Origin of the sequence: Paenibacillus sp. 7523-1 (assembly GCF_002276415.1) — a bacterium.
Taxonomy (GTDB): Bacteria; Bacillota; Bacilli; order Paenibacillales; family Paenibacillaceae; genus Paenibacillus; species Paenibacillus illinoisensis_A.
This window is the reverse complement of sequence record NZ_NPBR01000012.1, coordinates 1-26,760: the sequence shown is the minus strand read 5'-3', so window position 1 is coordinate 26,760 and position 26,760 is coordinate 1. Positions and strand designations below refer to the sequence as shown.

The 26,760-nt window shown below is 43.0% G+C and carries 15 protein-coding genes; 14 read left to right on the top strand and 1 reads right to left on the bottom strand.

What is annotated here, in order from left to right; translation table 11 throughout:
* Window positions 1–151: 151 nt before the first annotated feature.
* The 7 genes from uvrA (at window position 152) to galU (ending at window position 14,988) form a co-directional block, all read left to right on the top strand.
* Complete coding sequence (gene uvrA, locus CHH60_RS14870; protein ID WP_095359884.1) at window positions 152–3,010, top strand: excinuclease ABC subunit UvrA; 2,859 nt, start codon at window positions 152–154, stop codon at window positions 3,008–3,010.
* Between the two features lie 442 nt (window positions 3,011–3,452).
* Window positions 3,453–3,662: a DUF2759 family protein gene (locus CHH60_RS14865; protein WP_095291462.1), complete on the top strand. Its 210-nt coding sequence runs from the start codon at window positions 3,453–3,455 to the stop codon at window positions 3,660–3,662.
* Between the two features lie 262 nt (window positions 3,663–3,924).
* Complete coding sequence (locus tag CHH60_RS14860) at window positions 3,925–5,091, top strand: S1C family serine protease (protein WP_176476072.1); 1,167 nt, start codon at window positions 3,925–3,927, stop codon at window positions 5,089–5,091.
* Between the two features lie 42 nt (window positions 5,092–5,133).
* Complete coding sequence (locus tag CHH60_RS14855) at window positions 5,134–7,032, top strand: stalk domain-containing protein (RefSeq protein WP_095359883.1); 1,899 nt, start codon at window positions 5,134–5,136, stop codon at window positions 7,030–7,032.
* Window positions 7,033–7,562: 530 nt separating this feature from the next.
* The gene (locus CHH60_RS14850; RefSeq protein ID WP_095359882.1) at window positions 7,563–10,076 is read left to right on the top strand and encodes a U32 family peptidase; all 2,514 of its coding nucleotides are present in this window, start codon (window positions 7,563–7,565) and stop codon (window positions 10,074–10,076) included.
* 172 nt (window positions 10,077–10,248) lie between these two features.
* Entirely contained in the window at window positions 10,249–14,031 is a 3,783-nt protein-coding gene (locus CHH60_RS14845) for a DEAD/DEAH box helicase (RefSeq protein WP_176476071.1), read from the top strand.
* A gap of 78 nt (window positions 14,032–14,109) precedes the next feature.
* Window positions 14,110–14,988 carry a UTP--glucose-1-phosphate uridylyltransferase GalU gene (gene galU, locus CHH60_RS14840; RefSeq protein ID WP_095359880.1) on the top strand — a complete coding sequence of 293 codons (879 nt, stop codon included), beginning with the start codon at window positions 14,110–14,112 and terminating at the stop codon, window positions 14,986–14,988.
* Window positions 14,989–15,089: 101 nt separating this feature from the next.
* Here galU and CHH60_RS14835 read toward each other — a convergent pair whose 3' ends face one another.
* A complete protein-coding gene (locus CHH60_RS14835; RefSeq protein ID WP_369680184.1) occupies window positions 15,090–17,081 on the bottom strand; it encodes an O-antigen ligase family protein in 1,992 nt (663 codons plus the stop codon).
* A gap of 589 nt (window positions 17,082–17,670) precedes the next feature.
* On the opposite strand from CHH60_RS14835, the gene CHH60_RS14830 reads away from it, so the two are divergent.
* From CHH60_RS14830 to CHH60_RS14800, 7 genes are all read left to right on the top strand, one after another.
* Window positions 17,671–18,456, top strand: a complete 786-nt coding sequence (locus tag CHH60_RS14830; RefSeq protein ID WP_095359878.1) for an ABC transporter permease — start codon at window positions 17,671–17,673, stop codon at window positions 18,454–18,456.
* A 9-nt stretch (window positions 18,457–18,465) separates the two neighbouring features.
* Window positions 18,466–19,233, top strand: a complete 768-nt coding sequence (locus tag CHH60_RS14825; protein ID WP_095359877.1) for an ABC transporter ATP-binding protein — start codon at window positions 18,466–18,468, stop codon at window positions 19,231–19,233.
* Window positions 19,234–19,305: 72 nt separating this feature from the next.
* Window positions 19,306–21,333, top strand: coding sequence for a hypothetical protein (locus tag CHH60_RS14820; RefSeq protein ID WP_095359876.1), 2,028 nt, complete (start codon window positions 19,306–19,308; stop codon window positions 21,331–21,333).
* Window positions 21,330–23,408 (top strand): HAD family hydrolase, encoded by a 2,079-nt coding sequence (locus CHH60_RS14815; protein ID WP_095359875.1) that lies wholly within the window; start codon window positions 21,330–21,332, stop codon window positions 23,406–23,408. The genes CHH60_RS14820 and CHH60_RS14815 overlap by 4 nt, the downstream gene beginning before the upstream one ends.
* A 151-nt stretch (window positions 23,409–23,559) precedes the next feature.
* Entirely contained in the window at window positions 23,560–25,020 is a 1,461-nt protein-coding gene (locus CHH60_RS14810) for a polysialyltransferase family glycosyltransferase (RefSeq protein WP_217989987.1), read from the top strand.
* A gap of 25 nt (window positions 25,021–25,045) precedes the next feature.
* Complete coding sequence (locus CHH60_RS14805) at window positions 25,046–25,792, top strand: 3-deoxy-manno-octulosonate cytidylyltransferase (RefSeq protein WP_095359873.1); 747 nt, start codon at window positions 25,046–25,048, stop codon at window positions 25,790–25,792.
* A gap of 2 nt (window positions 25,793–25,794) precedes the next feature.
* Window positions 25,795–26,760 (top strand): aldolase catalytic domain-containing protein (locus CHH60_RS14800; RefSeq protein ID WP_217989986.1); only part of this gene is annotated, 966 nt, incomplete at its 3' end.

Here is a 26,760-nt window from a genome sequence, read left to right as displayed (position 1 = left end):
ACCCCACACCAAGCACAGCCTGTTTCGGGTGTCCAGAGGGCTGCGCCCTATGGGGCCCTCCCTTGGAAGGGAGGGTTTGGGTGGGATCGGCAGCCTTAAAAAGGTTGGTTAAGGTTGGATAAGATCACAACATTGAGAGGATGGATAACCATTGGCGAGCGAGAACATTGTCATTAAAGGTGCGCGAGCGCACAACCTAAAGAACATTGATATTACCATCCCGCGTGACCGCTTCGTCGTATTGACCGGTCTGAGTGGCTCAGGCAAGTCCTCGCTGGCTTTTGATACGATCTATGCAGAAGGACAGCGGCGTTATGTGGAATCATTATCTGCTTATGCACGCCAGTTTCTCGGACAGATGGAAAAACCGGATGTCGACTCGATCGAGGGCCTGTCACCGGCCATTTCCATCGACCAAAAAACAACAAGCCGCAACCCCCGTTCCACGGTAGGAACGGTTACGGAGATCTACGACTACCTGCGTTTGCTGTTTGCACGTGTGGGTCATCCTCACTGTCCGGATCATGGTGTAGAGATTACATCCCAGACCGTAGAGCAGATGGTAGACCGCGTAATGCAGTACCCGGAACGTACCCGGTTGCAGATCTTGGCACCGATTATCTCCGGCCGTAAGGGCGAGCACAAAAGTGTATTTGCCGATGTATCCAAGCAAGGCTTCGTCCGTGTGCGGGTGAACGGAGAACTGCGTGATTTGTCTGAAGATATTCAGTTGGAGAAAAATAAAAAGCATACCATTGAAGTGGTCGTAGACCGGATTGTAGTCAAGGAAGATGTGCAAGCACGTCTGGCGGATTCCATTGAAACGGCACTTAATCTGTCCGGAGGGCAACTGCTGGTAGATATTATGGGTGAAGAAGAGCTGCGCTTCAGTTCCAACTTTGCCTGCCCGGTGTGTGGGTTCAGTATTGAAGAGCTCGCGCCACGGATGTTTTCCTTCAACAGTCCATTCGGAGCTTGCCCTGATTGTGATGGACTCGGCGTAAAAATGATCGTAGACCCGGATCTGCTCGTTCCGGATCGAAGCAAAACGATTGAAGAAGGTGCGTTTGATGCCTGGACAGGCGGTACATCCACGTACTATCCGCAGTTCCTGAAATCGGTGTGCGAGCACTTTAATATTCCACAGGATGTACCTGTAGAGGATCTGCCAGCGGATCAGATGAACAAGTTGTTGAATGGTACAGGTTCGGAGAAGGTCCGTTTCCGTTACGAGAATGATTTTGGCCAGCGCAAGGAAGCTATGGTGACCTTTGAAGGGATCGTTAACAATCTGGAACGTCGTTATCGTGAGACGGCATCCGAGGGGATCCGGGAGTTTATTGAAGGTTACATGAGTGCGAAGCCTTGTGGTACCTGCAAAGGAAACCGATTGAAACGGGAAAGCTTGGCTGTTACCATCAACGACCACAACATGGCATATGTGACTGGCCTGTCCATCGGGGAAGCAGGACGTTTCTTCGAATCGCTGCAGCTTAGCGAGAAGGAACAAGCCATTGCTAAACTGATTCTGAAGGAAATTAACAGCCGTCTTGGCTTCCTGGTCAATGTCGGTCTGGATTACCTGACCCTGAGCCGTGCTGCCGGAACATTGTCCGGTGGTGAAGCGCAGCGGATTCGTCTCGCTACCCAGATTGGTTCCAGTCTGATGGGCGTGCTGTACATTCTCGATGAGCCGAGTATCGGTCTGCATCAACGGGATAATGATCGTCTGATTTCCACACTTGCTCACATGCGGGATATCGGTAACACGCTAATTGTCGTGGAGCATGATGAAGACACGATGCTGGCAGCCGACTACATTATCGACATCGGCCCAGGCGCAGGTATTCACGGCGGTACCGTCATGTCACAGGGTACACCGGAAGAGATCATGAATGACGAGAACTCGCTGACGGGGCAGTATCTGAGCGGACGCAAGTTTATTCCTGTACGGACGGAACGCCGCAGTGTAGGAGATCGCTGGCTGGAAGTGCGCGGGGCGAAGGAAAATAACCTGAAGAACCTGAATGTTAAAATTCCGGTGGGTGTATTTACTGCAGTCACAGGGGTATCCGGCTCAGGTAAATCAACACTGATTAATGAGATTCTGTACAAAACGCTCGCACGGGATCTGAACCGTGCACGTGTGCGTCCCGGCCAGCACAAAGAGATCCGGGGTCTGGAACATATTGATAAAGTCATCGATATCGACCAGTCGCCAATCGGCCGTACACCGCGTTCCAACCCAGCTACGTACACCGGTGTCTTTGATGATATTCGGGATCTGTTTGCACAGACGAATGAAGCCAAAGTTCGTGGTTACAAAAAAGGCCGGTTCAGCTTCAATATCAAGGGCGGACGCTGTGAAGCTTGCCGCGGAGATGGAATTATCAAGATCGAGATGCACTTCCTGCCCGATGTCTACGTCCCTTGTGAAGTCTGCAAAGGGAAACGGTACAACCGGGAAACCCTAGAAGTTAAATATAAAAACAAAAATATTGCGGATGTACTCGAAATGACAGTTGAAGATGCTACACAATTTTTCGAGAACATTCCGAAGATTCATCGCAAAATGCAGACATTGCTTGATGTAGGTCTGGGTTATATTAACCTTGGACAACCTGCAACGACATTGTCTGGTGGTGAAGCCCAGCGTGTGAAGCTTGCTTCCGAACTGTATCGTCGCAGTACAGGTAAAACAATCTACATTTTGGACGAGCCTACAACAGGTCTGCATGTCGATGATATTGATCGTCTGCTTAATGTGCTCCACCGTCTGGTGGATTCCGGTGAATCGGTACTCGTTATCGAGCATAATCTCGACGTTATCAAAACCGCTGATTATATCGTGGATTTGGGTCCTGAAGGTGGTAGTGGCGGCGGAACGATCGTGGCGACAGGGACACCAGAGGATATTATTAAGGTGGAAGCTTCTTATACAGGCAGGTACCTTAAACCGGTATTGGAGCGCGACACGGAACGAAGTAAGACGCTGCAATTGACGGAATAGGCAAGACCATATTGTTCGTTAAAATGAAATGAAAATTAGTGACCATCCACCCTACTTGATTCAAGTACCTTTACTTATCGGTGTCTTGGCGACAAGCCGAGCCGGAACGTAAATTGTTGACTAGCTAACTATGGTGGATATCTCTATAATCAATAACCCTTCTTTTGATGAAGGGTGAGGTATTTATTTTCTGATGAGTGCCTTGCTCTATTCAAAAGAGGGGTTATTCCTTTTTTCGCCTGAAGTTAGCATAATAGTTATTTCATTGAAAGTGTTTACATATGAGGTGGGGCAGGCATTACAACGATCCGAGTTCGAACTGGATTTTTTTCATTTTTCTGGATGATAGGGCTTGCATTACTAGCAGGGGACAGATAACATAGAGGAAGATATTAGGGTATGCGTTAGCTGTTCAACTATGGTGAGGGGGGTCTGTCTATCCATGCTGTTTGCAGAAGCTGCCACGGCGAGTACATCCAATTTTAATGCATTTGATATTTTTGTCATTCTGTTTACAATCATTATTTTTATTGGTGTGGTTCGTCTTCTTCGAGCACCGAAGAAGAATCTGTTTGCGATCGGATTTGCAGTAGTCAGTCTGCTTGTCTTCCTAATGACGGACTATGCAATGATTAAGAACTGGTTTAGTTAGGGTGTTCAGAAAAATAGCAAACGGAAACAGACAAAACACTTTCCAGGGAAATGGCGGAAGGTGTTTTTTTGTGTGCTTGATGGGCATGTGTGAAGCCATGTTTTTACGAGTAAAAGTAGGACTGAAAACATTTGTACAGGAAGAATATGTATGATAAATTGGAGGATACCGGTATAGCAGATGATAGAGACAAGAAATCCATAGAGTTGGATGCTAGGATGGTTGCATAACGGAGGATATATGGAGAGGGCTAGGTGAAAAGATGAGATCGTTGGGGAAAAAATGCGTGGCGGTGTGTATAGCTGCTGTACTCGGGGTGAGTGTTGCGTCTACGGCTGGGGCAGCAGAGCAGGCAGCTGACATGAAGGCCAAAGTCGTCGACGGACAGGTGTATGTCAGTGCAGCTGATTTGGTGAAGTCCATCGGTGGGAATGGCCAGTATGATGCGAAAACGGGAACCTATCAGTACAAGGGGAATGAAGCCATTCCTAAAGTAATCGAGAAGGTGTCACCATCTGTTGTTGGTATCATTGGCAAAGCGGATGCAGGGCAGGAAGGGGTCACGACAGACCGCTATAACTTAGCTCATGGGACCGGCGTAATTATACGCTCCAATGGCTGGATTGTGACCAACGCACATGTGGTGGATGGATTAAGCAACGCCTTGGTTGTGACGACCGATGGTAATACATATAAAATTACGAAAACATACAGCGATCCACTGAGTGATCTGGCGCTCATCAAAATTAATGCCGAATCGCTTAAACCGGCGACGTTCGCCAAAGCTTCCCAAACTTCAGTCGGCGAGACGGTTGTTGCTATTGGTACACCCATCTCCTTCTCCCTGCGAAATTCGGCAACTGTGGGTGTCATTAGTGGCCTGAATCGAGGAGTGGAGGCAACCTATCGTTTGATTCAGACGGATACAGCCATTAACCCGGGGAACAGCGGAGGACCGCTCGTTAACCTCAAGGGGGAGGTTGTTGGCATTAATTCCATGAAGTTTTCAGCGGTGGGTGTCGAGAATATGGGATTTTCGATTCCTGTGGATACCGTTCAATATATTATCAATCAGTTTTTTGAATACGGCAAAATCAAACGGGCAAGCCTTGGTCTGCAGCTCGAAGAGAGCTGGTCTGCGATTGTAGGTCTGCCTACGGACGATCCACTCACAATCACGGGTGTGCTGTCCAGTGAAGCGAAGAAAGCCAAAATCCAGGAAGGAGACGTGTTATACAGCGTAGCAGGTACGCGTGTCTCTTCCGTTGTGGATATTAATGAGCTGCTCAAGAAATATGTACCCGGGCAAAAGGTGAAACTGCTGATGCAATCCGATGGTGATATCGTCACACGTACATTGGTGCTTGCGGATCGTGCGGATATCCAAGATGAGGATGAAGAGCCGTTTCCGGTAGATGAAGAACAATAAAGCCCGGTGAACGACCCGGATTAGAGAGGACGATAGAACGGAATGAAGAAGTCATTTTTACGTGTGCTGAGCACAGGGGTGTTGACCGGGATGCTGACCATGGGTGCTGTAATGCCAGTATGGGCAGCTGAATATACGACGAATGAACTGCGGATCCAAGCCGGAAGCACGAGCGCCTACATCAACGGCAGCAAGCAAGCGATCGCCAAACCGTATAAGGTTAAAGGTGTGACGATGGTGCCTGTCGGTGTGTTCAAGAAGGCGTTTGGCAGCGAAATTCGGCTGGAGAAAAATGATGTTGTTAAAGTGAAGGAAGGTCCGCATACGGTCACCTTAACGATTGGCAGCTCCATTGCCTGGGTGGATGGGGTCAAAAAGGAGATGGGTGCCGCTCCCAAAATGGTAAATGGCGTGCTTATGGTCCCCCTTCGTCCGGTAGCTGCCGGCATTGGAGCGACACTTGCTCCAAGCAGTTCAGGGGAAGTGGTTATTCGATTATTGCAAACAGATGATTCCGTGGATGAAGATGAGGGCGGCATTGATCTCGACGCAGGCAAAACAAGAATCGGCAACAGCTATTACGGCTGGTCCATTAATTACCCGGCAGATCTGATGGTTTTGCAAACAGGTGAGCAGGAGCGGATGATGACGTTTGGCTCGGCGGACAGCAGCTACTACCTTGAGGTGTATGTTAGCGATCAGGATGTTGCTCTGGATTCGGATGACATGCTGCAGCAGCTGGTGCAGGAGGCCAAGCAGTCGGGGGATACGGTGCTGGACCGGGAATCCGTTGCCAAAGGCAAAACGCCTTATGCCCGAATCGTGGTTAAAGATATGGACGGCATGTTATGGGAGATGCGCCAGTACATTAATAATGGTCGTCAATATGACGTTTACCTGGCAGATTACGATGCACTGAACTACAAGGATCTGAATAAACGTGCAGCGTTCCTCAACTCATTCCAGCCTACCTACGTGCAATCGGACCGGACCATTAAGGATCTGTCCACCGTCGATAATGGCATGCGTTCTGCCTGGAATGACGATTATGGCATCGAACTGAGTGTCCCGGCAGGCTGGTCGATGGACAACACACAGATGACTTATGAGTCCAAGAATGGCGCGTTTTTGCAAATGCGCGTGACCTCAGCGCCAGCTGGGGCAACCGTAAAAGACTGGAGCGGTCAACTGGACAAGTGGATGCGAGAAACGTTCACACCTGAAAGTTATGAACCGATTCGTTCGTATACCATTGATGTTTCCGGCGAAACGGCGGAGGTCAATGAGTTCCGTTATAACTTTGGTGACGGATGGCAGACGGAGTTCGATGTACTTTTGCAGAAGAACGGTTATCGCTATTACGCCGAATACACATTCCCTGAGGAGCAGACTCAGGATCGGGAATGGTTTGAGCGGATCATGAAGAGTGTAGTCATTGATTTTGATACCGTATCCGATAACTTCGGGCAACTGGATGAAGATCCGTATTTGACCGATAAAACGAAGACTTTAACACGCACGTCCAAACGGTACCATTATAGCGTCGACATTCCGCGTTACTGGACGGCGTATAATGACCGATTTGAGTATTCTCCCGTTGTTTATACGTTCACAGGTGGCCAGTTCTCCATTGGCGTAAACGAGGATCAATCGGTCGAAATGACGGTAAGCCAGCTGAGAGAAGCTTATGAGGAAGCTGCGAAAACGCGGAAAAACTTCAAGCTGCTGAACAGCGGGGAAACGACCATTGCTGGTGTTCCAGCGTTCTCCTTCACGTATCATGAACTGGACAATGGCGTGCCGTATACCGGGCAGCAGATCGTCTTTGAACAGAATGGAATGACGTATACGATTACGACGGGATTGAATGATGCCAATAAAACGGACGTTCAGACTGCAGCGCTGGAGAAAGCCGTGAAATCATTTACTTTTACAAAATAATGTAGTTAATGCCGGAGGGTCTGAGACCTTCCGGTTTTTTCTATATCAAATCAAATGAATCCAATATTACACGGAACGAAGAGTGCAGAACCAATCTGAAGAAGCGAAACTGAAAGCTTTCTGAAAGAAAGCTGCATCGGAAGCATAAGCCCCGCCTTTATCCCCGGATTTTCCCCTTTATAAAGGGAATCAAAAAAATCCGGGGATAATAGCGATCGGAAGATGGTACTGCAATCGGAGTGGTAAAGTGTAAAATTATAAGTCAGCAGATGGAAATGAAAATGGTAAACGGTTTTTTCAGGAAAGCGTAGAAGAGTGAGTGCAGAAGTGGTACAATATCTTAGTTCAGGAGTTATGACTGCTGATCTGATAAATAAAGATGACTGTAGGCTTGGGAATCAGGCAATACAGACATAATGTATAGATATAGCGATACAGTGACAATGCAGGCAACGGGATGAAGGTACAGGCTCAGCGTATGAGGATACAGGGATTAAATCCGGCTACGGCCGGTTATGGGGAGGATCTACATGAAAACAGCAACATTACGAAGAGAAGACGTCGAGCTTCTGGCACCCGCAGGTGATTGGGATTGTATGCGTTCGGCGGTGGCCAATGGCGCGGATGCGATTTTCTTCGGAGTCGAAAAGTTTAATGCACGGGCACGCGCGAACAATTTCCGCATGGAAGAACTGCCGGAGATTATGGCGTTTTTGCACAGCTATGGCGTAAAAGGGTTCTTGACCTTTAATATATTGATTTTTGAAAATGAATTGACGGATGCCAAGGAGCTGATCGACGCATGTGTCGATGCTGGCGTAGATGCCGTGATCGTACAGGATTTGGGCTTGGTGAAACTGATTCGTGAGATCTCACCGGATTTCCCGATTCACGGTTCCACTCAGATGACGATTACATCACCGGAAGCGGTTGAGTTTACGAAGCCGTTTGATATGGAGCGTGTCGTTCTTGGCCGGGAGAACAACCTGAAGCAAATTCAGAAAATTGGTGAACAGGCGAAACTTCCAATGGAAGTATTCGTGCATGGTGCACTGTGTGTATCGTATTCGGGACAGTGTCTGACCTCCGAGATGTGGGGCGGACGTTCTGCGAACCGCGGTGAATGTGCACAGGCATGCCGACTGCCATATGACTTGATGATCGATGGAGAACATAAGCCGATGGGTGATGTCGCATACCTGCTGTCTCCGAAGGATCTGGCTGCCATTGACTTGATGCCGGAACTGATCGAAGCAGGCGTAACGTCCTTCAAGATCGAAGGTCGTCTCAAAACCCCGGAATACGTCGCGAACGTGGTTAGCAAATACCGCAAAGCAATTGACCGTTACTTCGACGGTGACAATACGCCACCAAGCAAGGAAGAAATCCGTGAGCTGCAGCAAAGCTTCTCCCGTGGCTTCACACATGGTTTCCTGGACGGTACGAACAACAAACAGCTGGTTGATGGTACGTTCCCGAAAAGCCGTGGTGTCTACCTCGGACGCGTGGATCAAGTTTTGCGTGACGGTGTTGTGTTGAAGCTGGACGCACCTGTGAAGCGTGGAGACGGCATCGTGTTTGACGCTGGTGACCCAACGCAGAAGGAAGAAGGCGGACGGGTATACGATGTACGTCGTAAAGGCGTGAAAATTGAAGGCGAAGCCGGTGAAGGCTGGATCGTGGACATCGTGCCAGGTCGTAGTGACGTGGATCTGCGCCGCGTGAAGGTTGGCGACAAAGTGTGGAAAACGAATGACCCTGCGCTGGACAAACGTCTGCGTCAGAGCTTCGAGACCGAGAAGCCATACCGTGTATTCCCGGTAAAAGTAAAAGTCATCGGCAGCCCTGGGCAGCCGCTCAGCACTTGGTGGACAGACGTGCAGAAGGGCACGACTGTCCGGATCGATTCCGAGATGGAACTGGACATTGCCCAGAAGCGTCCAATGACCTATGAATTGCTCGAGGAGCAATTCGGACGTCTGGGCGGCACCGTGTTCCAGCTGGAAGAGCTTGACGTCAACCTGCACGGTGACGTCATCATCCCGATGCGCGAGCTGAATAACATTCGCCGTCAGGCGGTGGAACAGCTCGCGGGCGAGCGCCCTAAACCGCCCGTCTACGTGAAACGGGCGGTAGAAGTTTACGGCGATGCGGTTAAACCGGCATCGCCAGTGGCTCGCGGTCAAGCGGAGCTGACCGCGCTCTGTCGCAGCCTGCCTCAAGTCGAGGCAGCGCTGGAAGCGGGTGTCGGCATGATCTACGCCGACTTCGAGTTTATCAAGCAGTTCCCGGCAGCCGTGGAAGCCGTGCATGCCGCTGGCCGCAAGATTGCCTTGGCAACACCGCGTATTCACATGCCTGGCGAGAACGGATACCACAACAACATCCTGCGTCTGAAGCCAGACGCTGTGCTGGTACGTAATACAGGTGCGCTGTACTTCTACCTGCGCCACCGGATGGAGAACCCGGATGCGGATCATCCTGAACTGATCGGTGACTTCTCATTGAACATCGCCAACCATAAGGCTGTTGAACTGTTCCTGGAAGCAGGATGTGACTGGATTACGCCATCTTATGACCTGAACATTCAACAAATGGTTGATTTGCTGGGCAACTCCCGTACAAGCCAGACTGAAGTGGTTATTCATCAGCATCTGCCGATGTTCCATACGGAGCACTGTGTGTACTGTACGTTTATGAGTGAAGGAACGGATTATACGAACTGTGGACGCCCTTGTGAAGAACAGCGTGCATCCCTGCAAGACCGGATTGGCATGTCTCACCCGGTACGTGTGGATGAAGGTTGCCGTAATACCGTTTATAACGCAGTGGAACAGTCGGGTGCTGAGTACCTGACCAACTTCATGGACCTGGGTGTATCCCGTTACCGCGTCGAATTCCTGGAAGAGACGCCGGAGCAGGTTATGGAAGTTATTGATCTGTACAACCGTGCACTTCGCGGTGAGATCAGCGGTACACAAGTGTGGAAAACATTGAAAGCAACCAACCAACTGGGTGTTACACGCGGTCAATTGGTGAAATAAACGGATCGTAGGTTACATCTATTAGGACGATAAGTATTGTAGCAAGCAACAGGTTACAAGCATGAAGCAACCCCAATCTCTGCTTTACGGAGCTCTTGGGGTTTTTTCTGTAAAAGGGACAGGTGGATTAAAGCTAATCATACCCGTCAGAACGCATAAGGAGGCGAAATACGTGGCGCCATTCACCATGATGGATATCAAATTGCTGTGCGGGGTCACGGCATTCAAACGAGGGGAAGCCTATAACCAGTCCGGCAGGGTGAGCAATCTAATTGTCAGTGACGATCAGGGTCATTATGAAGCCATGGTGCGTGGCACGGAACGATATCAGGTGAAGGTGGATTTGGACGAAAAAGGGGAAGTTGAGGCAACATGCACTTGTCCAGGCGATGGCCGGTATTATGACTATTGCAAACATGTCGCTGCAGTTCTGCTGGCGATTCATGAATGGGGTGAGCAGCAGGAGCTTAAAGCTGCCGGTACCGGCATATCTCAGGAGTCATCCAAACCTTCCTCAGGGAATTCTTCTAGCTCTGGTATAGGCTCCGGTTCCAGAGTAGGTACGCTGGTGGAAGAGAAGGAGTGGGAGCGTCCTAACTCTTCTTCAACCTTAGACTCGGCTAGGAATGACAGTCCTGAACGACACGAAGGTTCAAGTTCAAAACGATATATGGAGTCCAGTACGAGTACAACATCTCATTCTTTTGCACAAAAGAATGGTTCCTCGGCTTTCGGGCTTAATTCCGCTGCTGATGCGGATCATCAACCGGTTGCCCATTTTGCCCAGGCAGGTCGCCCGAGTTCAGCTCCAGGCTGGGGACGTTCAGCAGACAAGCCTTCGTATCGCACGGCTGACCAGATTCTGTCCATCTTTGCCAAGGAACGCAGTCCCTTACATGCGGGTGAACGTAAATATACGGCACCTGTCACCCGCTCCTCGCTGCGGGAAGAGCTTCAGGTTCAGTTTATATGCAAGCTCGTTCAGGTCCACAAAGGGGGTGCCAAGCTCGCACTGGAGCTTAAGGTCGGAAGTAAGCGGCTATACGTGGTGCAAAAGGTGAAGCAATTCCTGAACTGCGTCGAGAAGGGCGAGCCGATGTCCTTTACCAAACTGTTTTTCTATGACCCTTCGATGCATTATTTCAGCCCTCAGGATCAGGAGATTCTATCCATGCTGATTCGTATGAGGCAGAGCGAGGAAGCGTATCGTGAATCCATCTCCGGTTATCTGGGTGCTTCGGATGGCCGGGATATATTGATTGCGCCGCTGGTGTGGAAACCGCTGCTGGAATTGCTGCTTCAGGCCGACAGCCGGATGGAAGGCACGGGACTCGCGAACGGACCGCTCACGTTGGGTGAAGGTGCACTACCTTTGTTTTATCGGATTGCCCAGGGGGACAATGAGGGGTATCAGCTCGAGATCTCGGGTTTGCGCGAGTTGATTCTTCTTCCGGCCTATGATGCTGCTGTGGTCGAAGGACAACTTCACATGCTGGAGCCGATGCAGATGCGCAGTCTGGAAGACTTGAGCAGGGCGCTCACTTCGTATGGGATTAAGGAAAGCATCGATATTTCATCTCAGCAAGTCGATGAGTTCGTGCAGCATGTGGTGCCGGAACTGCGTACACTTGGGCATCTGTCGATCGACTCCCAGGTACGTGAACGAATTGCTGAGCCGGAGATTGCGCCGAAGCTCTATATTGATTTTTACCGGGAGCGGATCACTGCGCGTCTGGAGTTTGATTATGGTGTAATGGTGGTTAACCCGCTGGCGGAGTATCTGATCGACGAAGAAGAGAGAAAGGTTATTCTGGTGCGTGATCGTCATGCCGAGCGGAATCTGATTGAGCGACTGGATCGTTCCTTCCTGGAACGTGAAGGTAGTGTGTGGGCGAGCGAGCGTGAAGATGCGATCTATGATGTGATGTATCATTTGGTGCCTGAATTGGAGAAACAGGTGGACATCTATGTCCCGAATGCCGTGAAGGCCATGATGCAATCCTATCCGACGCCTCCCAAAGTTCGGGCAGATCTCGGGAAAGGACTGGACTGGTTGGAGATTTCGTTTGAAATGGAAGGCGTGAACGAGCAGGAACTTCAGGAAATCATGCGCAGCATTGTGGAAAAGAAACCGTATTTCCGCTTGCGCAGCGGTGTCTTTCTTTCACTTGAAAATGAAGGAGCAGACAGCTTCGCCCACATGGCGGACTCGCTAGGACTTGGAGCGGGCGATATCAAATGCAGCCACATTCGGCTGCCAGTCGTTAGAGCGTTACAGCTTCCGAGCCGGGATGAGGTTTCCGGACATGTGAAATGGGGAGGCTCCTTGAAGCGTTTCCTGGATGACCTTCGTGATCCCGAGCGGATGGATTTTGCAATGCCGAATGGACTCGCTCCCGTGCTGCGGGATTATCAGGCCAGTGGATATCAGTGGCTGCGCACACTTGCCTTTTATCGTTTTGGCGGGATCCTGGCAGATGATATGGGACTTGGCAAAACGTTGCAAAGTATCGCCTATATTACGGCTGAACTGAAAGAGAACCCAGTTTTTGATGGAGATGTTGGAAGACCAGATCGTTATGGGGAAAACGGGATACTGGGAGAAGGTGCTTCAGAGGTAGCTTATTCAGGGATTGATCCTGCAACCGGATTGCCATGGGACGAGGCGTCTCTGGTGGGGCTAGGGGGTAGTTCCCGTGCATCGGGATCACAGGATGGATTAACCATTCGAAGCCAAGCGACCCATCCCCCTGTGCTTGTCGTCGCACCTGCTTCATTGACCTACAACTGGGCGAATGAATTTGAGCGCTTTGCCCCGCATTTACGCATTCTTATTGCTGCAGGACAAAAGGAAGAGCGCGCCAACATGCTCGCAGACATGAATCAGGCGGATGTCATCGTAACGTCATATCCATTACTGCGTCGAGATCTGGATATGTATCTGGGAAGAACTTTTCATACGCTTATCCTGGACGAGGCTCAGGCGATCAAAAATTCTTCCTCTCAGACGGCTCAGGCCGTTAAACAGATTCAGGCCCCGCGGCGCTTTGCGCTCACAGGTACGCCTGTAGAGAACTCGCTGGATGAGCTGTGGTCCATCTTTGAAGCGATTTTCCCGGGTCTATTTCCAAGCTATCGCAGATTCCGGGACCTCCCACCTGAGCGCATTGCCCGGATGGTTCGTCCGTTCATTCTCCGCCGCCTGAAGAAGGACGTGCTGGAAGAACTGCCGGATCGCATTGAGACGGTGCAGCGCTCTGAGTTAACAGTGGAGCAGAAGAAACTGTATGCTGCCTACCTCTCCCAGCTTCAGGATGAGACATCCAAGGATATGGAAGAGAACGGTTTTCAGAAAAATCGGATCAAAATACTGGCCGGTATCACCCGTTTACGCCAATTGTGCTGTCACCCCGCTCTGTTTGTAGAGGGCTATCAGGGAGACTCAGGCAAAATGGAGCAGCTGCTCGAAACGGTTCAGGATTGTCTGGCTGCAGGTAAACGAATTCTGATCTTCTCCCAGTTTGCAAGCATGCTGAATCTGATTCGGCAGACGCTGGCAGCACAAGGCAGGAATCTGTTTTATCTGGATGGGCAGACACCGACTCAGAGCCGCGTAGACATGTGCCGGAGATTCAACGAGGGGGAAGGCGAGCTATTCCTGATCTCAATGAAAGCTGGCGGTACTGGACTGAACTTAACCGGTGCAGATACCGTAATATTATATGATCTGTGGTGGAACCCCGCAGTCGAAGAACAAGCCATTGGCCGCGCCCATCGAATGGGGCAGAAGCAAGTCGTGCAGGTTATTCGTCTGATTACGGAGGGCACGATTGAAGAGAAGATTCTGGAACTGCAGCAGCGGAAGAAGGATCTGATTGCGGAAGTGATCGAACCGGGAGATGGGGGGACAACGACCTTATCTGAGCAGGATATTCGGGAGCTGCTGATGGTATAATGAAGTCCAATCATATTGGAGTTTTCCATCATTAAATATATTAAAATATGACTCTATCTAGCAAAGGAGTGGGTTCAGCTGCGAATCCGCAAAGCCATTATTCCGGCTGCCGGGCTGGGTACCCGGTTTCTGCCTGCAACCAAGGCCATGCCGAAGGAAATGCTGCCCATCGTCGACAAGCCGACTATTCAGTACATTATCGAAGAAGCGGTAGCTTCAGGTATTGAAGATATCATTATCGTTACTGGTAAAGGGAAGCGGGCCATTGAGGATCACTTCGATTATTCATTTGAACTGGAACAGAATCTGGCAGGCAAACAGAAGTGGGACTTGCTGAACGAAGTCCGCAAACCCTCCGAGATGGCAGATATTCACTACATCCGGCAAAAAGAACCCAAGGGCCTCGGCCATGCCATTTGGTGCGCCCGCAAGTTTATCGGGAACGAACCGTTTGCTGTTCTTCTCGGGGATGACATCGTGGAATCCAAGCAACCTTGTTTGGGGCAGATGATGGAAGTCTATGATGAGCTGCAATCTCCAATTGTAGGGGTACAACCTGTTGACTGGAGCGAAGTATCCCGTTACGGAATTGTGGACGGAGAGGTTGTTTCTCCAACCGATGATCGTGTATTCCGTGCACGTCGTTTAATCGAGAAACCGAAGACAGAAGACGCACCTTCAAACCTAGCCATCATGGGACGTTATATTCTTACACCCGATATTTTTGATATTCTTGGTCAGCAGTCTGCCGGTGTCGGAGGAGAGATCCAGTTAACGGATGCCTTATCCCGCTTGAACGATCAGCGACAGATTCTTGCCTATCATTTTGATGGTCTGCGCCATGACGTAGGTGAGAAGCTAGGCTTTATTGAAACGACCATTCATTATGCGCTTCAGCGCCCGGATCTTAGGGATGATTTGCTTGATTACTTGAAGAAGATCGTGTCGTCGAATTAGCTTAACTTCTAAAGGATTAGAGAAAAAAAAGGTTTGCCCATCTGGGCAAACCTTTTTTAGTTTGAAATATTATTAATAGACTCACTAGGACACTTTTTTTGTTAGAAGTTCAGTTCAGCAATCTGTTTAATCTCGTCAGCTTCATTAGGTGCAACAGCAATGAGCTTATCATAGACCGCTTGATCTTGTTGTCCGTCTTTCGTCAGAGCCGCAAGATACCAACGAGCAATTTCACGGTTGGTAGCATCGCTCAAATCCTCTGCAATTCCACCCTTAAGAATCGTTACAGCTTCGGCAGAATCGTTTGACATGTATTTCATTTTTCCTGCATTCAGAATCATTGTTGGAGTAAGCTCGAATGGCTGTCCTTGAAGCTGCCCTTCAGGGAGAGTCTTAAGATGTTCTACGCCATCAACAACATGCTGGAAAGCATCCAGACCTGATGTGAAGTAGGATTCTTTCTTAGCTGTATCGCCTTGTCCCAGTGCCTGATATCCGAGATCGAACGAACGGCTAATTAGCGTCTCATACCAATCCATATCCCAGATATAGTTGGTAGCATACTCTTTTTGGAGAGCATAGGCTTGTTCACTATCGCCTTTAAGCTCATAAAGTTGGATTAGCTGTTTAACCATACTTTTATTGTACGGTTCTGCTTGTAGTCCTTTTTGCAAAAGATCTAAGCCAGCAATATAGAACTGATCATCTTGCGTTTGCTCGAAACCTTGCTGATACAGAGCAGATAGCGTCAAGAGAGAGTCAGAGTGTGTACTACGTATGGCCAAGTCTTTATCCAATGCAGCTTTAATCTCTTCAAAAGATTGGCTAGTTTGTGCTACTTCTTTAGCTGTATTCGCATATTGATTTGCTTGCAAGAAGCGGACGGATACGATCAATAGTACGATGATTAATACTCCGGCGATCGCGGTATAGATCCCTCGTGCAGCAGATGGGCTTATCTTCAAACGTTTAACAGGCCGTGGTTCAATTGCGGCTGCCATACCTCCAAATCCGATAAACACCAGCATGCCGATGAAAACATAACTCATATTGAAATCGAGTAGACTCAGTACCAGAATAGTCATAGACAAAATGAAAAATATAAAATGAGACTCTCTTTCGCTTTCATCTCTTCGCAAGTAGCTGCGAACGTATTGATAGAAGATGTAGAGAATAAATGCCATGAAAGTGATAAATCCGATGAATCCGACTTCTACGAGATACTGCATGAAGAAGTTATGTGCTTGGGCACTTACATAAGGATTGTTTTGATATTTTTCGTATAGTGCAGTCCAAGCGCCACCGCCAGCACCAATCAAAGGATAGTCTGCAATAACCTTGGCGGCATCTTTGTAGAAAGTGAGTCGTTCCAGAACACTGTGCTGTTGGAAGTTGATGTTTTCAAGACGCGTACTGATGCTGTCCGGCAAAATGTTGCGAACGCTGGTACCTAACAGAAGTACTGCTGCAATAATGGCAAGTAGTGCTGAGCCAAGCGGGATCCAGAGGCTTGAGCCTTTGCGTTTACCCCAGGTTTGTAGTTTCATCTCCATCTTGGTAGCGAGCCAACGTTGGATCAACCAGATGATGAATGCCACAACGAGGGATGCGGCAATCAGATAGATCCAACCCTTAGTTGCAAGTCCAGTAGAGAACTGTTGTTGTAATTCGAGCCCAGCGGTACTGACCGGGTTCAGGATGGCAATCGTACCAATTCCCGAAATGGCAAGATAAATGAACCATAAGATTTGTTTTGCTGGTTTAAGTAATAACAGGATGATCACGAACACAATTGGCATCATTACAAGTCCTGTCCGCGATAGTGTAAGCAACAGGGATAGCAAGATGGGAACAAGCATGAAGCCATGGACCAACTGCATGTAAACCTTTTTTGTACGGATCAGGCTAAAGATGCTAATGAACAGAAAAGCCATCAAGAACGCTGCGTATGTATTCGGGTACTGGAATACGGAAGCAAGCCGCGGACCGTTGGCATCATTCCAGATCGCCTGGTTGTAAACTCCATTGACTATACCTGAAGAGAACCATCCAACCAGCTTGCCGGCGAAGCTGAATGCACCAAACCAATTCAATAGACCAAATCCGACAATTATATATGCAATTCCTATTAAGGAAGATTGTATGATATGATTAATTTTGTGATTTTTGAGCATATACATAGCCATTATAAAGATCATGGCGTAAATACATTGGACTAGGACCATATTTACAGCCAAATAATCAGATGCTGCACTAATAAGTGACACTAGGTAGGTAAGGGGAAGTAAAATAACGGCGAACTTAAGCCAGTCTTGCTGAGTTTTCAACTCGATTCGCTTACAATAGACAGCTGTCCAAATTATAAATAGTACAGCCGTAATTGCTACTGCCCAATAAATGGGGCCCTCAAATTGAAGTAATTGTCCATTGAATAACGCAACTTGGAAAGTAGACCAGAGTAAAAGTAAGGAGAGCCCTATGGTTAAGAGCCGTAATAATGATAAAGGTGAGTCGATTGATTCTTTACTCGAGGTCTTATTTTGTTTTCCGTATACTGGATTCGACAAGATATGATTCTCCTTTTTTTATAGATACGACAATAGTTTAGCACAATTCGATTTGTTGAGGCTAATTCCACGTTGGATTCTCCATTCTAAAATACGATTTTTATAAGGTGGGAATATGGATAAATATTCAGTTTACTTTCATAATTTTAAAAAGTATAACTATCTTCTAGCATTACTAACCCGTAACCACATTAGTAAAAAGTACAGGGGATCAATACTAGGCATATTCTGGAGCCTCCTTAATCCCTTGCTGCAGATGGTTATACTTACTTTGATTTTTTCGTCTTTATTTGGGAATCAAATTGACAATTTTCCGCTATATATGATTTCCGCTAGGTTAGTTTTTGAATTTTTTTCAACAGCCACTAATGGAACCATGAAGTCTATCGTGGATTCTTCTGACCTTATAAAAAAAGTTTATATTCCCAAATATTTGATTACAATTTCTAAAGTCTTGGCAGAATTTATAATTTTTTTAATATCACTGATCGATTTACTGGTTGTTATGTTTATCACAGGGACAGATGTAACCATTAATTTTATTTATGTACCGTTATATCTGGTATTACTTTTAATTTTCACGACGGGTGTAAGCTTAATGCTCTCAACAATAACAATCTTTTTCAGAGATGTTGAACATCTTTATGGTGTGTTTGTCATGACTCTAATGTATTTTTCAGCAATTTTTTATCCAGCAGATATTGTTCCGGAAAAATACAGATTTATACTGGAACTGAATCCGATCTATCAATTTATCAGTGGATTTAGACAAATCGTTTATTACGGACAACCTATTGAATTGGATAATATAGTGTATTGTTTTGTTGCTGGAGTTTTAAGTTTAGTAATTGGACTTTTCGTTTTTGAAAAGAATCAACATAAATTTATATTGCATGTATAGGGTGATGACATGGAGGAACTATCAATAAAAATTGAAAATGTAACAATGACTTACAAACTGACTGAAGAGAAGATTGACAGTTTTAAAGAGTTCTTTGTCAAATTTGTAAAAAGAAAAATAAAGTACAAAGAATTCCATGCGGTAAAGACCTTGAACTTAGAAGTGAAAAAAGGTGAACGTCTAGGAATCATAGGTCACAATGGTGCTGGGAAAAGTACTCTATTGAAACTGATATCTGGAGTTATAAAACCTACATCAGGAAGAATTATTGTAGATGGGACTATTGCTCCCTTATTAGAGCTAGGTGCTGGTTTTGATCCAGACCTTACAGGAACGAGAAATATATATTTGAATGGCGCAATACTAGGAAGAAACAAGAAGTTTTTAGATGAAAAATTTAATGAGATAATTGAATATGCCGATTTAGGTGAATTTATTAATGTACCCGTTAAAAACTATTCATCAGGAATGCGTGCACGACTAGGATTTGCTGTGGCTACCCAGATCAATCCGGATATTCTTATTGTAGATGAAATTCTGGGTGTTGGTGACCAAAATTTTAGAGATAAAAGTACAGCAAAGATGAAAGAAATGATTAATAGTGGTAAAACTGTACTGCTGGTATCACATAGTTTGGATCAAATTCAGGAACTGACAGAAAAGGTCGTTTGGCTTCAAAATGGAGAAATAAGAGAGTACGGGGATTCCTCACTAGTTTGTGAGAATTACAAAAAGTACATGAGTGGTCCGGAAGGCAAGCGTTCGAGAACGATCTAATGAAATATTTAATTAGACAGACGAGCACTGGGTTTTATATAAAAACTTAATGTGCTTTGGGGGAACGATATAATGAATACGAATTTGGAAGAGGAAATGAAAGTATTATATAATCTAGTTGATCAGCATCAAACGGTTTCCTTTGATGTTTACGATACTGCTGTATTAAGGAATGTACTTTATCCTATTGATATATTTGAAATTGTTCAAAGAAAAATATCAGGAGAAGGAATAGTCTTTAACAATTTCAAAGAATTGAGAATCAAATCAGAGGAAGCAGCGCGAATCGCGTCTTCAAAAGAGGATATTTCAATTGATGAGATTTATTTAAAACTCAAGACATATGTGAAAAATGTAGACTTGGAATATATAAAAAAAATAGAGTTAGATACAGAAACAGAATTCACTATTGCTAATTCAATGATGAAAAAAATATACAATTATGCCCTTTCCAAGGGGAAATCACTTTACTTTATTTCTGACATGTATCTCCCTCAAACTTTTATTTATGAGCTACTCGTTAATCTCGGATATAAGGATTTTAAATTATTTGTATCTAATGAAGTAGAGAAGTGCAAAGGTACAGGTAGTCTATACCATTACATATATGAAATGGGTGATATAGATAAAAAATCTTGGTTGCATATTGGGGATAATTATATTTCGGATTGTAAAGTTGCGATGAATTTTGGAATTAATACTTATTATTATAAGGCATTAAGAGAAAGGAACATTGTCCGAGGTTCATATAGTATTGAGTATTCAATTATGAAGGCAATACAAATCAATGAAGTAGGAACCTCCGGAAAAATCGATTATTGGGAAAAATTCGGCATATATACTGTATCATCTATATTTTGGGGATTCACCAATTGGTTGATAAGAAATGTTCAAAAAAATGATCTGGACAATCTTCATTTTTTATCAAGAGATGGATATATACCTTATAAAATTTACGAAAAATTGAGGGATGTTATTTTAGATCTCCCACCAGGAAAGTACTTACATGCTTCAAGGCGTGTCTATCAACTCCCAAATATTCTAAATATGAATCGGCAAGACGCACTAGATTTGCTAACTGCTTTTAACCCAGCACTTGGTCAAAAAATAACTTTGGACGAAATATTTAATAATATTGGATTAGATATAGACAAATACTCAGTTCTCATATATGAGTATGGCTTCTCTAGTATTAAAGATGAGATCAAAAGTGAAATGCAGCGAGAGAAAATGAAAAAACTTTTAGATAGACTTTACCCCGAAGTAATCAGGATATTCGAGAGGGAAAAAGAGATATTAATTAAATATCTTAACCAAAATAAAGTTTTGGATTTTGAGGAAATTAATATAGTAGATATTGGCTGGAGAGGTTCGACTCATAAAGCCATAAAGGATATCACAGGAAAAAAGGTAGTGGGATATTATTTGGGCACTACTGACAATGTTTATGCCGATATCAAAAGTAACGTTGAAGGTTACGCCTTTAAACTAGGAAAGCCAAGAGAATACCAAAAAACGATAATGGATAATGTAATGATGTTTGAATTTATTTTCTCTGCCCCGCAGGGTTCCTTAATTAAACTTGAAGACAATGAGGGAATAATAATTCCTCGCTTTAAGCAAGAAGATAAATCCCAAAATCATCTAGTTCAAATTGAGAAAGGTATTATTAAAGCGACAGATTTATATAAAAAATATTATCCATATATAAAAAATATTGAAGTGAGCGAATGCCTTAACGACTATTTTGAATTTATAAATAGGAAAGACTATGACGATCTTATGGAATTTAGTCATTTATCAACTTCGGTTGGAATAGGAGACACCCAAGATACACAATCATTTGTGACTTCTGTTAATTTAAAACATTATGTTAATCATAAACGGCAGTTTAATCTGGATGCTGGAAAAAACCTGTGGAAGAATGCCCTTATAGTATATGGAAGCGTAGAAGACGTGAAAAAGGGAAGAATACAAGTACATTTTGAAGTGTTTTACAAGTTTGATTGGTTTATAAGAGAAAGAATCATAAAAGGAATACGAAATCCTGGTAAGGTATATAAATATATTTCGAGAAAATTAAGGAAGTGGTCAAGGTGATAAAAAAAATTAAGGATAAAATGTTCTACTATGCAGTTGAAAGAAATCCACATATTTTGCAAGAATATCAACAGTATAGATGGAATAATGAGGAGCTTCATAGGAAACACAGGCTGAAGTCATGGTTGTATCTTGGTAACCTTAATTTTAAGCACCGCTTATTAAAAATACCCTCTGAGGTCACACTCCACAAGTTACCAGAAAAAAGAGTAAGACTTCCATATCTCCAAGGAGCAGAATCAAACCTGCTTAAACGTAAGCCACCTCATATATTTGCAAGAGATCTCTTGAGCTATGATGTTATCTCTTTTGATATATTTGACACTTTAGTACTCCGGCCATTGGACGATCCTAGGGCTCTGTTCATGATCTTAGGCGAAAAGCATAACTATCTTGATTTCAGTAATATACGTATAAATGCTGAAGTTCAAGCTAGGGATAATGCAGCAGTCTTAAAAGGAAATAGAGAAGTAACTATATTCGATATTTACGAAATCATTGAAAAAAGGACGGGAATTAATAAAGATTATGGAGTTCAAATAGAGTTAGAGACTGAAATTGATTTATGTTTTGCCAATCCTTATATGCTTCGGGTTTTTAATATATTAAGGGCTCAAGGAAAAAGGATCATTGCGACATCAGATATGTATCTTCATGAAAGTATGATTAGGAAGATACTAAACAAATGTGGATACATCGGTTTTGAAGAAGTATTTGTATCTTGTGATTATAACTGTAGCAAAAGAGATACAAATTTGTATAAAATTGCTCTTAAAAAAATTGGTGATTTTAATAAAGTTGTCCATATTGGTGACAACTATGTACCTGATATTGAAAGTGCGCAAAAGGTTGGTATTGACGCAATTTACTATAAGAATGTTAATGATGCTGGACGGCAATATAGAACAGAGGGTATGTCTGACTTAGTGGGTTCTGCTTATGCAGGCATTGTTAATGCTCATTTGCATAATGGTATAAAGGAATATGACCCGTATTACGAGTATGGATTTATCTACGGTGGTTTATATGTGTTTGGATATTGTAATTGGATTCATGAATACGTCAAAAAAAATAAAGTAGACAAAGTATTATTCTTATCAAGAGATGGAGATATATATCAGAAAGTTTTCAATAACTTGTTTAACGATGTTCCGAATGAATATGTATTCTGGTCCAGAATTGCAAATACGAAGTATACGGCGGATGTTAACAGGGACGATTTTTTGACAAGAATGATAACTCATAAGGCAATAAATGTTATAGATATTACTGTAGAGGATCTGCTTAAATCCCTCAACTTATCTACTCTCGAAAAAAGACTTCTTGATTTTGGTTTGAGGAAAGAGGAGATAATTAATAAGGGAAACGTAAAACAACTTGAAAATTTATTGATAGAAAATTGGAATGTTGTTATAGAAAGATATATGGGCGAGAATGAAGTTCTTGAGGATTACTTTATAAATGTTATTGGGGAAAGTAAAAAAGTTGCTGTTATTGACGTTGGATGGCTAGGAACCGGAGCAATGGGCATAAAGCATTTAGTAGAAGAAAAATGGAAAATGAACTGCGAAGTGAAGAGCTTGGTCGCAGCAAGCGCTAGTTGGAGTAGAGCTGCTAATATAAATGAATTAATGAAAAATCAAACAGAAACTTACATGTTTTCTCGGTTTTATAATAGGGAATTGTTTGATTCGCATTTGAACACTAACAAAAACACTAACAATGTATACTTTGAGTTGTTTACACAGGCATGCTATCCTTCTTTTGCTGGTTTTGATGTCAACAGTAATTTTGAATTCGATATACCTGAAGTCGAAAACTATGATGTGATTAAGAAAATACATCAAGGCATCATGGACTTCTCAACAATGTACAACGAGTTTTTTGAAAACCACAGTTATATGTATAATATTCCTGGGTATGATGCCTATCTACCTTTTAGGATGGTAACTAGAAACGTGGAATTCTTTAGAAGATTTTTTAGTGAAACTGCATTTTCAAGAGGTGTTGGAGCTGACTATACGAATCAACGTACTGAAACTATAGGGGATATCTTAAACAAAGTGAATTTATAAAGAAATGAGTGATTCAATGATTTTATATCATGCAATTAGTTCTTATCAATTATTACAATCAATGGTGCACAAATTACTTTATCACAAATCTAAGAAAGCTATACTATTGACTACGAATTTCTTAATTGAAAAGTTTCCTATCCACTCCAAGATGTATTCTTTATTTTTTGATGAAGTTGTTGTATATCATAGCCATGAAATTAAGGGACAAGAAAAATTAGATTTGTTAGATAATACTAATGATTACTTCACAAGATTTTTTGAAAAAGAAAAAATAAATCTGGATGATTTGGATCATATTTTCGTGAGTTGTGCACATAGTTTTTTCGGTATTTATCTAATAAATATAAAAAAGAATTTTATATTTATGGAGGATGCCAGTGGATTATTAAGTAGGCCGGAAATATTAATGAACATTGAGAAGAAACTTTTTCTCGCAAAGCATGAAATAAGTGAGAGTTTTGGTCTCTATAACGGTGATAATGAACTGATTTTGGAGAAATATTGTAATCTTCAGGTTCAACTTCCAGGATTTAAGGATTCAAAAGCTGTTCACATAGATATTGTAAAAAGTCTGGAATTATTACTTCCTAACGAGCTAGAAATTGTATTAAACTTCTTTGGTGTTGACCATATAAATTTTGATGAGAATTCTATGCTCATATTAACACAACACTTTGCTAATCTAGGTATAATGTCATTCGAGGATCAGATTTTAATTTACCAATTACTGGTTGATTATTTTTCTTTAGATTACAAAGTGATTTTCAAATTGCATCCGGACGATCTGATGTATTACAATTTGTTATTTCCTGAGAGTGTATCACTAAAGGGGAAATTCCCTGCAGAATTACTACCTTATGCTTTCAAAAACCCTCCAAAAGCTGCGTTAACTGTGAGTTCTACAGCAATAAATAATATTGGGGATCAATTCGAGAGGAAAATAATTTTTGATAATAACTTTGAGAACGAATTTAAGAAAATTCATCGTTACTATACTGCTCTGAAATTTTTGGATCTTCTTAGCTATTCAAATCGTAAGATTTATTCGTATGGGGTCAATGAAGCAATTATGAAAAACTTAATCAATTATTCTGATTTGAATTTATATAATCGAAGTTTATATGAATTATCTAATATAAATGATATATCAAATAATTGTATTGTAGTGCTTGATAAACATGATTGGGATGTGAATGAGAATATTGACATAATTAAATGTATTAAAAAGTTAGATTCCAACTCTGTTTTATTATTTTTAAACTCCCATGAGGATTATTGGTTTTATTCATTAGAGTCAAAAAAGTTACTGCTTGATATGATTCCCATTACTATTAATAAAACAGCAAATGCTAAAGACATTTATCAAGATTTAGAGTCTGAAACTATATATATCTATACAAAAAATGAAGAGGTGAAAAAGATGATAACAGAAAGTGAATTCAAAAGGGAATTGGATAATACTGGAATTTCTTTAGGTGTAGAGAAAAAAACTCAAGATGAGCTAAGAATAAAAGTATTGGAAGGAATATTGGAGGCTACTGAGAAAAGATTGCTACATTATATTAAACTAAATAAAGAGCTAGCTTCTAAAATCGAAAATAAAATGTAAGATTAAAGTAAACTGGAGGTTTTCTGTGAAGAAACTAGCTATAATACCGGCAAGATACCATTCATCTCGATTTATAGGTAAACCTTTAGCTGAAATTTGTGGGAAACCAATGATTTGGTGGGTTTACAATCAAGTGAAAAAAGTGAAAGCTTTTGATGCAGTTATAATTGCCACAGATAATGAACAGATTTTAAATGTCTGTGAAAAATACAACATGGAAGTTCACATGACATCTCCAACTCATAGCACAAGTACAGAAAGAGTTTATGAGGTTGCTTTGCAAAAAGAAGCTGATCTATATGTTGTTATAAACGGTGATGAGCCGTTAATTGATCCATTTCTAATCGAAAGAATAATACCAGATGATAAGGAGTTTTTTAATAAGGAATACTTTGTATCTAATTTGATAACTGAAATAACAGAAGCAAGTGAAGTGGTTGACTTTACAAATATTAAAGTTGTTTCCGATATTAATAGTGAAGGTTTGTTTATGTCTAGGAGTCCGATTCCTTACCCTAAAGCGAGTTTAGATTTCAAATATAAAAAACATCTTGGCGTGTTAGCCTACAATTTAAAAGCATTGAGATTTTTCAGTGAAACAAACAAGGGACCACTTGAAAAAATCGAAGATATTAATGAATTGAGGTTTTTAGAGAACGGTATTAAGATTACGTTTGTAGAAGTTAATAAATCAGAATCTCTTTCGGTCGATACTCCTAAGGATCTTGAAAAAGTAGTGGCAATTATAAACGAAAGAATGGCGGCAACTTAGTTATGAATAATATAAAAATTCTTGATTGTACTTTACGCGACGGTGGTTATATTAACAATTGGAATTTTGAATCTAGCAATATAAAAACAATTATTAATAACTTGACTAAATCTGGGATGGATTATATTGAATGTGGCTTCCTGGAAGATTTTGAAAAGTATGATATCAACTGCAGTTTATTCAACAGCGTGGATCAAATTGAACAGTTTATCCCAGAGAACAGAGGTAACACAGAATTTGTAGCAATGACTCGGTTTGGTGAGCTAGATATCAATAATCTTAAAATTTTTGATGGTAGATCAATCAGCGGTATTAGGATTACTTTCCATTTGGAAGAAATGCTAGACGCATTGGAGTTTTGTAAACAAGTCAAACGTAAGGGCTATAAGGTGTTTGTGCAACCAGTTGGAACAACAAGCTACTCGGATGAAGAATTATTATCATTAATCCACATGGTGAACGAACTAAATCCATATTCCTTCTATATTGTTGATACATTAGGTACAATGACTAAAAACGACGTTCACAGGATGTATTATCTTATTGACTATAATTTAAATCCTGAAATTAAAATCGGTTTCCATTCGCACAACAATTTACAATTGTCTTTTTCGAATTCTCAGGAATTAGTTTCTCTTCATGCTAAAAGAACAATATTTATTGATTCTTCTGTTTATGGCATGGGGCGGGGAGCAGGGAATTTAAACACTGAGCTAATAGCTGAATATATTAATTCTAATTTGGGAGAAGTTTATGATATAAGCTACCTACTTGAGATTATTGATGAATGTATCTCTTCGATTCGAAATCAATATAGTTGGGGATATTCAGTTCCATACTATTTAGCCGCAATTCATAACTGTCACCCCAATTATGCCACATTTTTAATTAATAAAAAGACCCTTCAAGTTAATTTAATTGCGAAGATTCTTACTTCAATTCCTATAGAAAATAGAGAACTATATGAT

What these genes read in the sequence shown, in the direction of transcription:
- CHH60_RS14865 (WP_095291462.1), top strand. Translation starts at nt 3,453, where the DNA reads ATGCTGTTTGCAGAAGCTGCCACGGCGAGTACATCCAATTTTAATGCA.
- CHH60_RS14860 (WP_176476072.1), top strand. Translation starts at nt 3,925, where the DNA reads ATGAGATCGTTGGGGAAAAAATGCGTGGCGGTGTGTATAGCTGCTGTA.
- CHH60_RS14855 (WP_095359883.1), top strand. Translation starts at nt 5,134, where the DNA reads ATGAAGAAGTCATTTTTACGTGTGCTGAGCACAGGGGTGTTGACCGGG.
- CHH60_RS14850 (WP_095359882.1), top strand. Translation starts at nt 7,563, where the DNA reads ATGAAAACAGCAACATTACGAAGAGAAGACGTCGAGCTTCTGGCACCC.
- CHH60_RS14830 (WP_095359878.1), top strand. Translation starts at nt 17,671, where the DNA reads ATGGATAAATATTCAGTTTACTTTCATAATTTTAAAAAGTATAACTAT.
- CHH60_RS14825 (WP_095359877.1), top strand. Translation starts at nt 18,466, where the DNA reads ATGGAGGAACTATCAATAAAAATTGAAAATGTAACAATGACTTACAAA.
- CHH60_RS14820 (WP_095359876.1), top strand. Translation starts at nt 19,306, where the DNA reads ATGAATACGAATTTGGAAGAGGAAATGAAAGTATTATATAATCTAGTT.
- CHH60_RS14810 (WP_217989987.1), top strand. Translation starts at nt 23,560, where the DNA reads ATGTATTCTTTATTTTTTGATGAAGTTGTTGTATATCATAGCCATGAA.